Annotated in this window: 13 protein-coding genes; 7 read left to right on the forward strand and 6 right to left on the reverse strand. The window is 59.7% G+C overall.

Annotated elements, in window-relative coordinates; translation table 11 throughout:
- Window positions 1-22 precede the first annotated feature (22 nt).
- The gene (locus ETQ85_RS23560) at window positions 23-1,435 is read right to left on the reverse strand and encodes an MBL fold metallo-hydrolase RNA specificity domain-containing protein (RefSeq protein WP_148581491.1); all 1,413 of its coding nucleotides are present in this window, start codon (window positions 1,433-1,435) and stop codon (window positions 23-25) included.
- Between the two features lie 475 nt (window positions 1,436-1,910).
- On the opposite strand from ETQ85_RS23560, the gene ETQ85_RS23565 reads away from it, so the two are divergent.
- The gene (locus ETQ85_RS23565) at window positions 1,911-2,591 is read left to right on the forward strand and encodes a hypothetical protein (RefSeq protein WP_148581492.1); all 681 of its coding nucleotides are present in this window, start codon (window positions 1,911-1,913) and stop codon (window positions 2,589-2,591) included.
- Between the two features lie 149 nt (window positions 2,592-2,740).
- The gene (galU, locus tag ETQ85_RS23570) at window positions 2,741-3,655 is read left to right on the forward strand and encodes a UTP--glucose-1-phosphate uridylyltransferase GalU (RefSeq protein WP_148581493.1); all 915 of its coding nucleotides are present in this window, start codon (window positions 2,741-2,743) and stop codon (window positions 3,653-3,655) included.
- A 514-nt stretch (window positions 3,656-4,169) separates the two neighbouring features.
- Here the strand turns inward: galU and ETQ85_RS23580 are convergent.
- The gene (locus tag ETQ85_RS23580; protein ID WP_148581495.1) at window positions 4,170-4,682 is read right to left on the reverse strand and encodes a GNAT family protein; all 513 of its coding nucleotides are present in this window, start codon (window positions 4,680-4,682) and stop codon (window positions 4,170-4,172) included.
- Entirely contained in the window at window positions 4,645-4,980 is a 336-nt protein-coding gene (locus tag ETQ85_RS23585) for a type II toxin-antitoxin system TacA family antitoxin (protein ID WP_187394843.1), read from the reverse strand. The genes ETQ85_RS23580 and ETQ85_RS23585 overlap by 38 nt, the downstream gene beginning before the upstream one ends.
- A 438-nt stretch (window positions 4,981-5,418) precedes the next feature.
- On the opposite strand from ETQ85_RS23585, the gene ETQ85_RS23595 reads away from it, so the two are divergent.
- The 5 genes from ETQ85_RS23595 (at window position 5,419) to ETQ85_RS26415 (ending at window position 9,164) form a co-directional block, all read left to right on the forward strand.
- A complete protein-coding gene (locus tag ETQ85_RS23595) occupies window positions 5,419-6,048 on the forward strand; it encodes a Fic family protein (RefSeq protein WP_222862280.1) in 630 nt (209 codons plus the stop codon).
- A gap of 91 nt (window positions 6,049-6,139) precedes the next feature.
- Window positions 6,140-6,757, forward strand: coding sequence for a Fic family protein (locus tag ETQ85_RS23600; RefSeq protein WP_148581498.1), 618 nt, complete (start codon window positions 6,140-6,142; stop codon window positions 6,755-6,757).
- Window positions 6,758-7,206: 449 nt separating this feature from the next.
- Window positions 7,207-8,223: a GSU2403 family nucleotidyltransferase fold protein gene (locus ETQ85_RS23605; protein ID WP_148581499.1), complete on the forward strand. Its 1,017-nt coding sequence runs from the start codon at window positions 7,207-7,209 to the stop codon at window positions 8,221-8,223.
- A gap of 238 nt (window positions 8,224-8,461) precedes the next feature.
- Complete coding sequence (locus tag ETQ85_RS23610; protein WP_148581500.1) at window positions 8,462-9,022, forward strand: hypothetical protein; 561 nt, start codon at window positions 8,462-8,464, stop codon at window positions 9,020-9,022.
- Complete coding sequence (locus ETQ85_RS26415) at window positions 8,997-9,164, forward strand: hypothetical protein (protein WP_187394844.1); 168 nt, start codon at window positions 8,997-8,999, stop codon at window positions 9,162-9,164. The genes ETQ85_RS23610 and ETQ85_RS26415 overlap by 26 nt, the downstream gene beginning before the upstream one ends.
- A gap of 268 nt (window positions 9,165-9,432) precedes the next feature.
- On the opposite strand, the gene ETQ85_RS23615 is transcribed toward ETQ85_RS26415, so the two are convergent.
- The 3 genes from ETQ85_RS23615 to ETQ85_RS23625 all read right to left on the reverse strand — a co-directional run bounded on the left by ETQ85_RS23615 (window position 9,433) and on the right by ETQ85_RS23625 (window position 13,982).
- Entirely contained in the window at window positions 9,433-10,071 is a 639-nt protein-coding gene (locus tag ETQ85_RS23615; protein ID WP_148581501.1) for a hypothetical protein, read from the reverse strand.
- Between the two features lie 845 nt (window positions 10,072-10,916).
- Window positions 10,917-12,566, reverse strand: coding sequence for a glucose-6-phosphate isomerase (pgi, locus tag ETQ85_RS23620; RefSeq protein ID WP_148581502.1), 1,650 nt, complete (start codon window positions 12,564-12,566; stop codon window positions 10,917-10,919).
- Window positions 12,567-12,659: 93 nt separating this feature from the next.
- Window positions 12,660-13,982 (reverse strand): UDP-glucose dehydrogenase family protein, encoded by a 1,323-nt coding sequence (locus tag ETQ85_RS23625; RefSeq protein WP_148581503.1) that lies wholly within the window; start codon window positions 13,980-13,982, stop codon window positions 12,660-12,662.
- Window positions 13,983-13,993 lie beyond the last annotated feature (11 nt).

Below are 13,993 nucleotides of genomic sequence, written 5' to 3' on the forward strand. Positions count from 1 at the left end.
ACTTTAGTCCGACGGCGGGGTGTCAGTCGGCGTTGAGGATGCGGAGTTGGCCGGTGGTGGCGTGGTGGAGGCGTTGGGCGAGGGCTTGTCTTGCGGCGGTGTCGCCGTGGATGAGGCGGACTTCGGTGGGCAGGTGGCGCATGCGGGTGATGAAGCGGACGAGGTCGTTCTGGTCGGCGTGGGCGGAGTAGCCGGAGAGGGAATGGACACCGGCGCGGATGGTGATGCGTTCGCCGTCGATGTCCACGTAGCCGCCGCGCGGGCCGAAGTTCTGGATGGCGCTGCCGGGGGTGCCGCGGGCCTGGTAGCCCACAAACAGCACGTCATGGCGTTCATCGTGGAGCATGGCCTTGAGGTAGTTCATCACGCGGCCGCCGGCGCACATGCCGCTGGCGGCGATCACCACCGCCGGCTCGCCGCTGCGGGACAGGCGGCGCACATTCGCCTCGTGGTCGGCATGCTCGTCGATGGCCACCAGTTGGTCAAAGGCCAGCGGCTGGCGCCCTGCCCGCACGCGGGCCAGGGCCTCGGCGTCCCAGAAGGGCTGCAGCTCGCGGTACAACTGGGTGAAGCGCCCGGCGAGGGGTGAATCGAGGTAGAAGCGCAGCCTGGCCCACTGCGCTGCATGGGGGCCGGGGCGCTGGCGCTGCCGGTACAGAATGTCCTCGAACTCGTAGAGCAGCTCTTGCGTGCGGCCGATGCTGAAGGCCGGCACGATCACCGTACCGCCGTTGCCCAGCGCCCGCTCGACCACCGCCTGCAGACGGTCGCGGCGGGTGGCGCGGTTTTCATGGATGCTGTCGCCGTAGGTGCTCTCCAGCACCACCACATCCGCCGTCCACGGCGGCTTGGGGGCCGGCAGCATGGGTGCATGGGGCGCCCCCAGATCGCCGGAGAAGAGCACCCGCAGACGCTCGCCACCGGGCCGCGTCAGATCGCATTCGACATACGCCGACCCCAGAATGTGCCCGGCCCGCTGCAAGCGGATCCGGCAGGTGCCCCTGGGGCCGGCATACACCGTGTGCCAGGTGCGCCACGGCAGCGGCCGGATGCGCGCCTCGACCATCTTGAGATAACGCGCCACCAGGCGCTTGTCGCGGGTCACGCCCACCGCAAAGGCATCGGCCAGCACCACCGGCAACAGTTTGGCCGACGGCTCGCTGCAATAGATCGGCCCCTTGAAGCCCGCCGCCAGCAACCACGGAATGCGCCCCACGTGGTCGATGTGCACGTGGGTGGCCACCAGCGCCCGCACCCCCTCCAGCGCAAAGCCGATCTCCAGGCGGTCGGCCCCCGACTGCCCGTCCGGCGCAGTCTCGGCGCCCTGGAACAAGCCGCAGTCGATCAGCAGGCTATTGACCTCATCGATGAACAACTGGTGACACGAACCCGTGACCCCGTGAAAAGCGCCGTGATGGATGATGTTTGCATTCATGGGGCGGCATTCTAGATCCATCCCGGGGCGCGGGGAAAGGCTTCCACAACGCATAAAGAGGATTTTTTCATCCGGCCTTTACATCCCCACCAAAGCCGCACTAACATTGCGCCAAAAAAAAATCGACTTGCCATATGAAGAACATTTTTTCTCATATTAAACATGATCCTATTCATATCAAAACCACCAGCAAGCACATCACCACAGCATTTTGTCACGTCACAAAATCATTTCGTGACGTGACAAAAACCGTTGGCCACGTGCCAAACAGGTTCCAGCACATGACAAAACATGTTCTTCATATGAAGAAAGATTTTTTTCATGTGAACAATTAATTTTTTGGGCCCAAAAAAACACCGCCCGGCGCCCCCTGAAAAACCCCGCAAAGCCACTCCCGGCGCGGCTTTCCAGGCAAATACAACACTACGACGCACACCGATTTTTCAACCAGGAAGCACCACAAAGGAGACAAAGGATGGCCAAAAGCTACTACATGCCCAAGGACGACAGCGGCAAGGCAGAACTGCTCGAACATCTGGCAACCCGCCTGCCCATCTACGCCGACCTGCTCGAAATCAGCGCCGTCGACATCACCAGCCTGCAGGCCGATGCCGCCGCCTTGCGCTACACCCTCAGCGCCTACAACGTGGTGCAGGCCAACGCCCGCCTGTGGACGGCATTCAAGAACCTGCAGCGCGACGGCGGCACCGGCACCACCGCCTACCCGCAAGCCGCCAACCTGCCCGCCCCGGCACAGGCCGTGCCCCTTGGCATCATTCCGCGCCTCAGCGGGCTGATTGCGCGCATCAAAACCGCCCGCAACTACTCCGACGCCATCGGGCAGGATCTCAACATCGTCGGCACCACCCAGATCGTCGACCCGAGCAGCTGGAAACCCGTCATCGACATCAGCCTCACCGCCGGCCGCCCTACCCTCCAGTGGTCCAAGGGCACCGCCGATTCCATCGAAGTGTGGGCCGACCGGGGCGACGACAAAGGCTTCCACTTCTACACCGTGACCACCGACCCCAACTTCACCGACACCACCGTCAGCCCCGCCTCGGCCGCCCTGTGGAAATACAAGGCCATCTACCGCCTGCGTGACGAACAGGTCGGCAACTGGAGCGACGTGATCAGCGTTGCCGTCGGCACCTGACCCAGGCAGGCCGCCCTGCAAGGGGCGGTCCGGAGCATGCTTCAAGCATCCGCTACAAATATTCACATAGTCGATGGTAAGATTCCGATCTCATAAATCGGGCTCGTTTGAAGCGGCTCCGTACCCATTTCGTTTAACAAGGAACTTTCATGAAGCGCGTTACCAAAGCCGTCTTTCCCGTCGCAGGTCTTGGCAGTCGATTCCTCCCGGCCACCAAGGCGAGCCCCAAGGAAATGATGCCCATCGTCGACAAACCGCTGATCCAGTATGCGGTTGAAGAAGCGGTGGCTGCCGGCGTGACGGATCTCATCTTCATCACCGGCCGCTCGAAGCGCGCCATCGAAGATCACTTCGACAAGGCCTATGAACTGGAAACCGAGCTGGAAGCGCGCGGCAAGGACGAACTGCTGCGCATCGTCCGCGAAACCGTCCCCGACAATGTAAATTGCATCTACATCCGTCAGCCCGAAGCGCTGGGCCTGGGCCACGCCGTGCTGTGCGCGGCGCCGGTCATCGGCAATGAACCGTTTGCGGTTTTGCTGGCCGACGACTTGCTGGACGGCATTGGCCACGCTCCGATCATGAAGCAGATGGTCGATGTGTATGAATACAACCGCTGCTCGGTGCTGGGTGTGATGAACGTCCCCCGCGCAGAAACCCGGCAATACGGGATCGTCGAAACCGCCGAAAACAGCGGCACCACGCAAAAGGTGCTGGGCATTGTCGAAAAGCCGAAGCCCGAAGTCGCCCCCTCCACGCAAGCCGTCGTGGGGCGCTACATCCTGACCAGCTCCATCTTTGACCACCTGCGCGCCATCAAGCCCGGTGCCGGCGGCGAACTGCAACTCACCGACGCCATCGCCACCCTGCTCCAGAAAGAACAAGTGCTGGCCTATCAGTTCCGCGGCGTGCGCTACGACTGCGGCTCCAAGCTCGGCTACCTGAAAGCCACCGTCGAACTCGCCCTGCGCCACCCGGAAGTGCGCAAGGAGTTCAGCGAATACCTCGCCAAACGCACCCCCCCCGCCAAACTCGCCCAAATCGACGAACCCGCCGAAGCCTGAGACGCGAACCCGTGGGTCGGACTTCAGTCCGACTCCCCTCGCTGAACCCGTGCTGTCGGACTGAAGTCCGACCCACAAAAACCACCGCCTGCCGCCCCTGTGGGTCGGACTTTAGTCCGACTCCTCTCGCTGAACCCGTGTTGTCGGACTGAAGTCCGACCCACAAAACCCCTCGCCTGCCGCCCCTGTGGGTCGGACTTTAGTCCGACTCTGCCGGCTGAGCGCGTGTTGTCGGACTGAAGTCCGACCCACAAAAACCATCGCCGGCCGCCCCTGTGGGTCGGACTTTAGTCCGACTCGGCCGGCTGGGACCGTGATGTTGTCGGACTGAAGTCCGACCCACAAAAACACCGCCTGCCGTCCCTGTGGGTCGGACTTTAGTCCGACTCTGCTGGCTGAGCGCGTGTTGTCAGATGGTAGGGGTCGAGGCAGGGCAGGATAATGGTGGTGGAAGGCTGGTTGCCGGCAAAAACTTTGTGCGGCAGCAGGGACGCAATCCCGCCAAACCGCGCCGCTACGATTGCCACCCAGCCATAACGTGCTGTCTGCACGCGGACATGGGGAGAAACAGCATCAGAGGGTTGTCCGGTGAGCGTTGAAACCCATACTTCATATAGAAGGACGCGGCCTTGTCGTGCTTGGCATCAACGGCGATGGCAACCCCAGCACCCGAGCTTGAAATCTCGACTGCCCGCTCTACGGCGTTCAATAAAAGGGTTTCACCAAGGCGGTGAACCGTTCGTTGTAAATCGTCCCTGACTGCAAGGCGAGCGAGCCGTATAACGGGTACTTTCTCCGGCAGCTTCCGCAGTGGCAAGAGGCTCCCGTCGACCTCTGAAACTGTTAGCGCGTAAAACCCGAGCACAACCGCCGGAGCCGTTTCGTCAACGATGACGAACGTCCTAGACGTATTTTTTCCTTGCTGCTGACTGGCTTGCGTCTTAAACCATTTTTCTAGTTCTGCTTCACCGCACGTGAAGTTGGTTCTGTCATGCGCTGACGTTAAAAGTTGAATTTGAACCTGCATTTTCTATTTTTCTAGCGTGATAACGCTCAAATGCTTTTGCCAGCGCAGGTGAAGGTGGAGGTGGGTTGTCGATGAGATCGAAGAACCATGTGGCTGTTGCTGCCGACATTCTGATGATTCTCTCGCTCTCGATGATCTTTTCCGCCTTCTCGACCGCAGCCTGCGTGACGAACTGATTGAGGGTAGAGCCGACCATTGTCGCGGCGGTCTCAAGCACCTCAATGACGTTTTGTGGAACACGGGCAGTGATACGCCCCCGGCTAACGGAAGCTGCGTCTAGCAACCTAGTGTTGGCCATTTGAAAACCTCTCTTTATGAAATAAAAATAAAAATAAACCGACGAAACACTAGCGCATGATTTCCTTCCTTTGTTATTGATGAGTTTACATGGTGCCATATTGACACCAGCCCATCAAGAGCGGTGTCACTTTGGCACCAGCTCGTCACATCAGAGGCGTCTTCATCGTCACTGCTGATCGATCTGTCGTGGGCCTCCAGCCACCTGGAAGGCAACACCTATTCCCGGCTGGACACCCGGGAGCTAATCGAGCACGGCCGCAGCGCCGACGGTTGTGGGTCGGACTTCAGTCCGACTCCCCTCGCTGAACCCGTGTTGTCGGACTGAAGTCCGACTCCCCTCGCCGAACCCGTGAGTTGTCGGACTGAAGTCCGACGCTGCTGGCGCGGTTGGTGAAACTGCGCCAGAATCGCGCCATATTCATTCGAGAACTGCGCCATGATGACGCGTGCCGATTTTGTCGATACGTTGGTGGCTTCCGGGGCGGGCTTGACGCTGGCGGAGTTGCTCACGCAGCACCCGGATGTGGCGCGGCGTACGGCGCAGCGCTGGATCAGCCAGTTGATCGCCGAGGGGCACATCAGCGCACACGGCGAAGGCCGGGCGAGGCGTTACCGGGCAGGCGGTGCCAGCAGCAGGCCGCCGACTGCGCAGCAAACCCCGACCACCGCGACGCCCCCCTGGGCAGGCATCATCCCGATATCGGCCGATAGCCGCGACATTCTGGCCTACGTCGAGCAAGCCATACCGGCGCGCAAACCAGTTGGCTACCAGCAAGACTTCCTCGACAGTTACCAACCCAATGTGAGCGGGTATCTCTCCGAGCCCCTGCGCAAGCAGTTGCACAGAATGGGGCGCACCGCCCAGGCCCGCGACCCGGCCGGCACCTACAGCCGGGCGATTCTGAATCGCCTCCTGATTGATCTGTCGTGGGCCTCCAGCCACCTGGAAGGCAACACGTATTCCCGGCTGGACACCCGGGAGCTGATCGAGCACGGCCGCAGCGCCGACGGTTGTGGGTCGGACTTCAGTCCGACTTCGCCCGCTGAACCCGCGTTGTCGGACTGAAGTCCGACCCACAAAAACATCGCAGGCCGCCCCTGTGGGTCGGACTTTAGTCCGACTCTGCCGGCTGCGCCTGCATGCGGTGGATATCGGCATGAGCGTGTATCGCCCGCTGTCGGTATCGGCGCAGATCGATAGCGCGTTAAACACCCTGCTGGACAAGGTGAACCAGATCAGCGACCCCTTCGAGCAGTCGTTTTTTGTGATGGTGCATTTGCCCTACCTGCAGCCCTTTGCCGACATCAACAAGCGCACCTCCCGACTGGCGGCCAACCTGCCCTTGTTCCGGGCCAACCTGTGCCCGCTGACCTTTCTCGACGTGCCCGAAGAAGCCTACAACCGCGCCACCCTGGGCGTTTATGAAATGACGCGGGTGGAATTGCTGCGTGATCTGTATGTGTGGGCCTACGAGCGCTCGACCCAGGAATACCTGGCCATCAAGCAGGAACTGGTCGAGCCGGACCCACTACGCCTGGCCTGGCGGGAACTGATCAGACAGACCATCCATGATGTCGTGATGCACCCCGAGCAGGACGGCTTGTCGCTGATCGACGCAGCGGTTTTCGCCCAAGTCCCCAAGGCAGAACAAACCAATGTCAAAGCCCTGATCGTGGAAGAACTGCGACGCCTGCATGAAGGCGTACTGGCACGCTACGGCCTGCGCCCATCGGAATTCACGGCGTGGGAGCGACAGCAGGTATCGAGCGCGTGATGTCGGACTGAAGTCCGACCCACAAAAACACCGCCTGCCGCCCCCTGTGGGTCGGACTTTAGTCCGACTCCCCTCGCTGAACCCGTGCTGTTGTCGGACTGAAGTCCGACCCACAAAAACATCGCCTGCCGCCCCTGTGGGTCGGACTTTAGTCCGACTTCGCTGGCTGGGCGCGTGCTGTCGGACTGAAGTCCGACCCACAAAAACACCGCCGGCCGCCCCTGTGGGTCGGACTTTAGTCCGACGCGGAGGCTGAGCGCGTGATGTTGTCGGACTGAAGTCCGACCCACAAAACCTCCGCCTACCGCCCCTGTGGGTCGGACTTTAGTCCGACTTCGCTGGCTGAGCGCGTGCTGTTGTCGGACTGAAGTCCGACCCACAGAACCTTGGTCCACATGATGCGGTGACCATTGGCTATACTCATCAAACACAAAAGTGAGTATAACCGCATGAAATCCACATCACTTTCACTCACCGCTCAAACCGCTTTCGCCCAGGTCGTTGAGGTTGCGCTCTCTGCCGATGTGATGCGATCAGTGTCTGATTTGCCAGGCACCTTCGTTCCAAAAACCATCAAGAGCCGAAAATACTGGTACTACCAGTTTTCAGAGCCATCCGGCGCCCGTCGTCAGCTGTTTGTCGGCCCTGACAATGATGCTGTGCGGGCCCTGGTGGCCAAGTCACGAGAGGCTTCGTCGTCCGAGTCGCTTGGGCCTCTCGTGCGATCTGCCGTGGCTTTGGGAAACGCCCAGGTTTTACCTCGGCATTTCAAAGTGCTTCGGCGCCTTGCCGAATACGGGTTTTTCCGCGCAGGCGGCTTGCTCATTGGCACCCATGCATTTTTGTCGTACGGCAACATGCTGGGCTTGAAATGGGGGGAGGAAGATGCCGGAAAGAACATCTCCCTGGTCCTTGATGTCGGCATGACAGTGCAAACGCACGAGGCGATTCAGTCACTCGAAATGGGATTCTTGCCGGTTTCCGGTCTTGGTGGAAAAACGGGCGGTGCTTATCTCATTCCAAGCGAAAAGGAATTCAGGCTTGATTTTCTGACCCCCGTCGGGCGAGATGGCGAAACGCCTTATGAACATCCAGATCTCCATGTCACGCTGCAGCCGCTTAAATTCATGGAGTACTCTCTTGAAAACATTCAACAATCTGCGCTGATTTGTGGCGATCAGGCGGTCATTGTCAATGTGCCGCATCCAGCGCGCTACGCCCTGCACAAACTGATTGTTGTCACCTTGAGAGAGGGCGCCTTCCAGGTTAAGACGCACAAAGATCTGATGCAGGCCGGCATGCTTTTGTCTGCACTGAAGGCAGCACGCCCCTGGGACGTCGAGGAGGCATGGGAGGATCTGGTATCGCGAGGAAAAGGCTGGTCCTCACGTGCCGGCCATGGAATGGCGCAGCTTTGTCGACTGTTCCCGGAAGAGGGATTCGATCAATGGCTCGATGTACCGTAAGCCCAGCCGTATCGTTTTAGCGCGTGATGTCGGACTGAAGTCCGACCCACAAAAACATCGCCTGCCGCCCCTGTGGGTCGGACTTTAGTCCGACGCGGAGGCTGAGCGCGTGAGGTTGTCGGACTGAAGTCCGACCCACACGACACGGTGGGCTTCAACCGCTTCACCCTGATGTACCTACCACGAAGTGGCTGTCGGCCATGTAAAATGACAAAGAACTTTGTTACGAGGATTCGGTTTGCTTTGGCACATCAATGAAGAGCTACTCAGTGAGTTGTTCGCTGAGGCCCCTACTGAACCTGCCGCTTGGCGAGGCATCCCTTTCGAAGTAGAAACCGATGTCGAAGTTGTGCCCATTCAGTTCCTGACCACAAGGTATCTGGTCTTCTTCACGAACATCGTGCACGATTTTGATGGCGATGTGGCATTCGCCCACCAGATGGCGGCGACCTGGTCAGGTGGTTTTATCCCGGCCGAGCAGCATCGCCTAGTCAAGTTCTTGCGCGCGGATGCTGCGGACCAGGACACCATCTTTGATCCGACGGCCTGGAAGCTCGAAGACCCCCGTCAAATTTTCCAGTTTGGCCGCCTGCTGATTTCGGCCATTTTGGTGCATGCCGAGCAGATGCCAGCCATTCGACAGTACCTGTTCAAGCCAGAAAACGCCCGGCTAGAGAAGTTCTATTCCCGAACATTTTTGAGGAATCGGTCGACTTGTGCCGAGGCCGGGTTCGCCCCTATACTCGACATTAATGTGGATGAAGGAGGCTTTTATGGCTACCAACGAACGACGAATTGACCCGAGCCTGGCGGCAGCCAAGATGGTGAGCGCGCGTCGTCTGGTGACCAAGCTTGAGGCTGCACACCGCGCCGGTACGCTGAAGCCCATAAACCCAAATGCAAAGCCGGTCACAATGCCTATCCGCGTCAAAGCTGCCTGACTAGAATCCCTTTTCCAGAAACGGAGCCTGTGGGCTCCGTTTCCATTTGTGGGCATGGTGCTGCTTATATGATTGCTTCGCGGCTTAACTATTCGGGCGTCCAGTCTGTAAAGAGTCTGATTGGCTGGGGAAACACCGCTGTCGCCCCCGTGGGTCGGACTTTAGTCCGACTCTACTGGCTGAACGCGTGAGGTTGTCGGACTGAAGTCCGACCCACAAAACCATCGCCGGCCGCCCCTGTGGGTCGGACTTTAGTCCGACTCTACTATCAAGCAGTCAATCCACGCTCGGCTGACCACGCTTCCGCCAGACGAACAACATTGTCCAGTTGCCCGACGGAGATTGCCTCGGAAGGGGTCAAGCCTCCGAGGCCGCCATGCTTCTTGCCCCAGAACACGAACTTTGCAACGGCATCCTCGCCTTTAAGCTTCAAGCACACCGCCTTGACAGCCTCGGCCTCAAGCCTCGTGAAAACGGTGGGGTAGAAGCGGTTCTTGCCAACTTTGATGGAAAACAGCTCGCCTCTCTTGGCGGCATACTCCAGCGCCTGGCGACTACGCCCCCAAGCCTCGGCCAACACCACCGAAGAAACCAACAACCCATCCCTTACCCACCCTGTGCGAACCGACTCGCCCTGCCCCAGTAACGCGCTCCACGCTTGATCGTCGGGCTCATTCTGTAGCGCCTTGCTGGATGCAGATGCGCCGTGTTGGGCATCAGATGATGTTCTATCGACAAGGGATAAGTAGCCGAGGGCGAGATTCTCGTAGTCTTCCCGAAGGGCATTGATTGCCTCGTGCAACTCTATGACTTCGCACGCCAGCGCTTCCTTCAGGCTCAGTACCTGGGCCATCTCAAAATCTGCGGCTCTGACAAACCGGCCATTCACCATGATGACGGTATGCATAGGCCGTACTCGCCCCTGTACGACCTTCCCGGGCAAACCATGATGCGGATAAGCACGCCTGGACTCTGCGCTGGACGTCTCAGACCTGGCACTCAAAAGCGAACGGAAGATAGCTTTTCCTGACATGCCTGAACCATAGCCCAGAAGCGCAAGCTGAGCAAGGTAAGCAAAGAAAGGCAGGCAGGGCAAACTGGAAGGCTTGCCCCGTGGGTCGGACTTTAGTCCGACTCCCCTCGCTGGACCCGTGCTGTCGGACTGAAGTCCGACCCACAAAAACATCGCCTGCCGCCCCTGTGGGTCGGACTTTAGTCCGACGCGGAGGCTGAGCGCGTGATGTTGTCGGACTGAAGTCCGACCCACAAAAACATCGCCTGCCGCCCCCTGTGGGTCGGACTTTAGTCCGACGCGGAGGCTGGGACCGTGCTGCTGTCGGACTGAAGTCCGACCCACAAAAACATCGCCTGCCGCCCCTGTGGGTCGGACTTTAGTCCGACGCGGAGGCTGGGCGCGTGCTGTTGTCGGACTGAAGTCCGACCCACAAAAACATCGCCTGCCGCCCCTGTGGGTCGGACTTTAGTCCGACACGGAGGCTGGGCGCGTGCTGTTGTCGGACTGAAGTCCGACCCACAAAAACATCGCTTACCGCCCCTGTGGGTCGGACTTTAGTCCGACGCGGAGGCTGGGCGCGTGATGTTGTCGGACTGAAGTCCGACCCACAAAACCATCGCATGCCGCCCCTGTGGGTCGGACTTTAGTCCGACGCGGAGGCTGAGCGCGTGATGTCGGACTGAAGTCCGACCCACAAAACCTCCGACCCACAAAACCCTCACCCACAAAACCCGCTGTTAAAAGTCGCCGTATTCCCGGCACCAGGCGATCAATGCGCGGGTGGATTGATCCAGACCGTCCGTCCCGGTCTCCCCCGTCAGCGCCGGCAGCAAACGGCCGGCCAACTGTTTGCCCAGCTCTACCCCCCACTGGTCGAAAGAGTTGATCCCCCAGATCACGCCCTGCACGAACACCTTGTGTTCATACAGCGCCAGCAGCATGCCCAGGTGGTAGGGGTCGAGGCGGGGCAGGATGATGGTGGTGGAAGGCTGGTTGCCGGCAAAAACCTTGTGCGGCAGCAGCGAAGCAATCTGTTCGGACGGCACTTGCGCCGCTTCCAGTTCGGCACGCGCTTCCTGTTCGGTCTTGCCAAAGGCCAGTGCGGCGCTCTGGGCGAGGAAGTTGGCCATCAGGGGTGCCTGGTGACCCGGCAGGGGGAAGTCGCTCTGCGCACTGGCGATGAAATCGCTGGGCACCAGCCAGCCGCCCTGGTGGAGCAACTGGAAGAAAGCGTGCTGCCCGTTCGAGCCGATCTCCCCCCACACGATGGGGTTGGCCTGACAGGACAAGGCCTGACCGTCGCGCCCCACCGTCTTGCCGTTGGATTCCATCTCCAACTGCTGCAAGAACGACGGCAAAAAGCGCAGGGACTCGTGATACGGCAGCACCGCACTGGTGGCCGCCCCCAGAAAGTTGGTGTTCCAGATGCCGATCAGCGCCATCAACACCGGCAGATTCTTCTCGAACGGCGCCTCGCGGAAATGCGTGTCCATCGCCTGCGCCCCGGCCAGCAAACGCTCGAAACCGTTCATGCCGATGGACAGCGCAATCGGCAAACCCACCGCCGACCACAGGGAATAGCGCCCCCCCACCCAATCCCAGATCTTGAAGACATTGGCCTCGGGCAGACCAAAGGCCGCCGCCCGCGTCACATCCGACGTCACCGCCACAAAATGCAGGGGCAGCGCCCGCGCGCAATCCTCACCCGCCGCCGCGCACAACCACTCGCGGGCCGTGTGGGCATTGAGCATGGTTTCCTGGGTGCTGAAAGTCTTGCTCGCCACCACGAACAGCGTGGTGCGCGGGTCCAGCATTTCAAACAGCTTCGCCATGTGCGCGCTGTCGACGTTGGAGACGAAATGCAGACGCATGCCCGCGCGCTGGTAAGCCGACAGGCAGCGCACCACCATCTTCGGCCCCAGGTCGGAACCACCAATCCCGATATTCACCACATCGCGGATCGCCTCCCCCGAAAACCCCCGCCACAAGCCCCCGCGCACCTTCTCGGAGAAAGTGCGCATCTGGGCGCGCACCGCCCGCACCTCGGGCATCACATCGTCTTCGACAGACGGAAAGGCACCGAGCTTGAGATTGCGCAAAGCCGGATGCAACACCGCCCGCTTCTCGCTGAAATTGATCTTGTCGCCGGAAAACAGGCGATCACGCCATTCCGCCAAACGCGCCGTTTCGGCCAGATCAATCAAGTGCTTCAGCGTCTGCGCATCGATACGCTGCTTTGAAAAGTCGACGAGCAAACCTTCAAGGCCAACAGAAAAGCGGGAAAAGCGCTCCGGGTCAGCGGCAAAAAGATCGCGCAGGTGGACACCAGCGGACTGGTCGCGATGAGCAGCAAGCGCCTTCCAGGCGGGGGCATTGGTATTAGGCATACCGGCAAAATCCAAATTAGGGGGAATGGTCAGACGAACGAGCCGCACAGGACCATGTGTCGAACGAGTGTCCGACACATGGATGACAACAACTTACTTGCGACCGATGGCGAAATACTCGATGCCCTGAGCCTTCACATGCGCCGGCTCATACATATTCCGGCCATCGAAAATCACCGGTGCACGAAGGCGGCTCTTGATCACATCGAAATCAGGGCTGCGGAATTCCTTCCACTCCGTAACGATCAACAGCGCATCGGCACCTTCAAGTGCACTCATCGGACGCCCTGCATAGGTAAGCCGCGATTCATTACCAAAAATGCGCTCCGCCTCCGGCATCGCCACGGGATCGTAGGCCGTAACCGTAGCGCCGCGCTTCAGAAGCGCATCGATCATCACCCGGCTCGGCGCTTCGCGCATGTCATCGGTATCCGGCTTGAAAGCCAGCCCCCACATGGCAAAACGCTTGCCGCTCAAATCTTCCCCAAAACGCTTGATGATCTTCTCGATCAACACATGCTTCTGGGAGTCATTGGCTTCTTCCACCGCAGTCAATACCTTGACCTCTACCCCAGCCTGATTGGCCGTCTGGATGAGAGCCTTCACATCCTTGGGGAAACAGGAACCGCCATAACCGCAGCCCGAGTAGAGGAAGTGTCGACCAATACGCGGGTCGCTACCGATCCCCTGGCGCACCAGCTCCACATCAGCGCCCAGCGCTTCAGCCAGGTTGGCCAGCTCGTTCATAAAGCTGATCCGTGTCGCCAGCATCGCATTGGCAGCGTACTTGGTAAGTTCCGCCGAACGAACATCCATGAACACCAGCTTGTCGTGATTGCGCTGGAACGGCGCGTACAACAAACGCATCAGCTCAATGGCCTTCTCGTCGTCGGCACCAACCACAATCCGGTCCGGCCGCATAAAGTCATCAATCGCAGCCCCTTCTTTCAGGAACTCGGGATTGGACACCACGCTGTATTCAAGTGCTTCACCACGGGAGGCCAACTCTTCAGCAATGGCAGCATGCACCTTGTCGGCAGTACCAACCGGCACGGTCGACTTGTCGACGATCACCCGATAACCGTCCATGTGCTTGCCAATGTTGCGGGCTGCAGCAAGAACGTATTTAAGATCGGCAGAACCGTCTTCATCCGGCGGCGTGCCTACAGCAATGAACTGGATGGCGCCGTACTTGGCAGCCTTCTCGACATCCGTCGTAAAAGACAAACGGCCCGCGTCAACATTGCGACGAACCATTTCCTGAAGACCCGGCTCATGAATGGGAATACCACCATCCGTAAGAATCTTGATTTTGGCGGGATCGACGTCGAGACAAAGGACGTCGTTACCAACATCAGCCAGACACGCACCTGAAACAAGGCCCACGTAGCCCGAACCAATAACCGTGACTTTCATTAAATCTCACT

The sequence above is a fragment of the Zoogloea oleivorans genome, from assembly GCF_008107625.1.
Classification (GTDB): Bacteria; Pseudomonadota; Gammaproteobacteria; order Burkholderiales; family Rhodocyclaceae; genus Zoogloea; species Zoogloea oleivorans.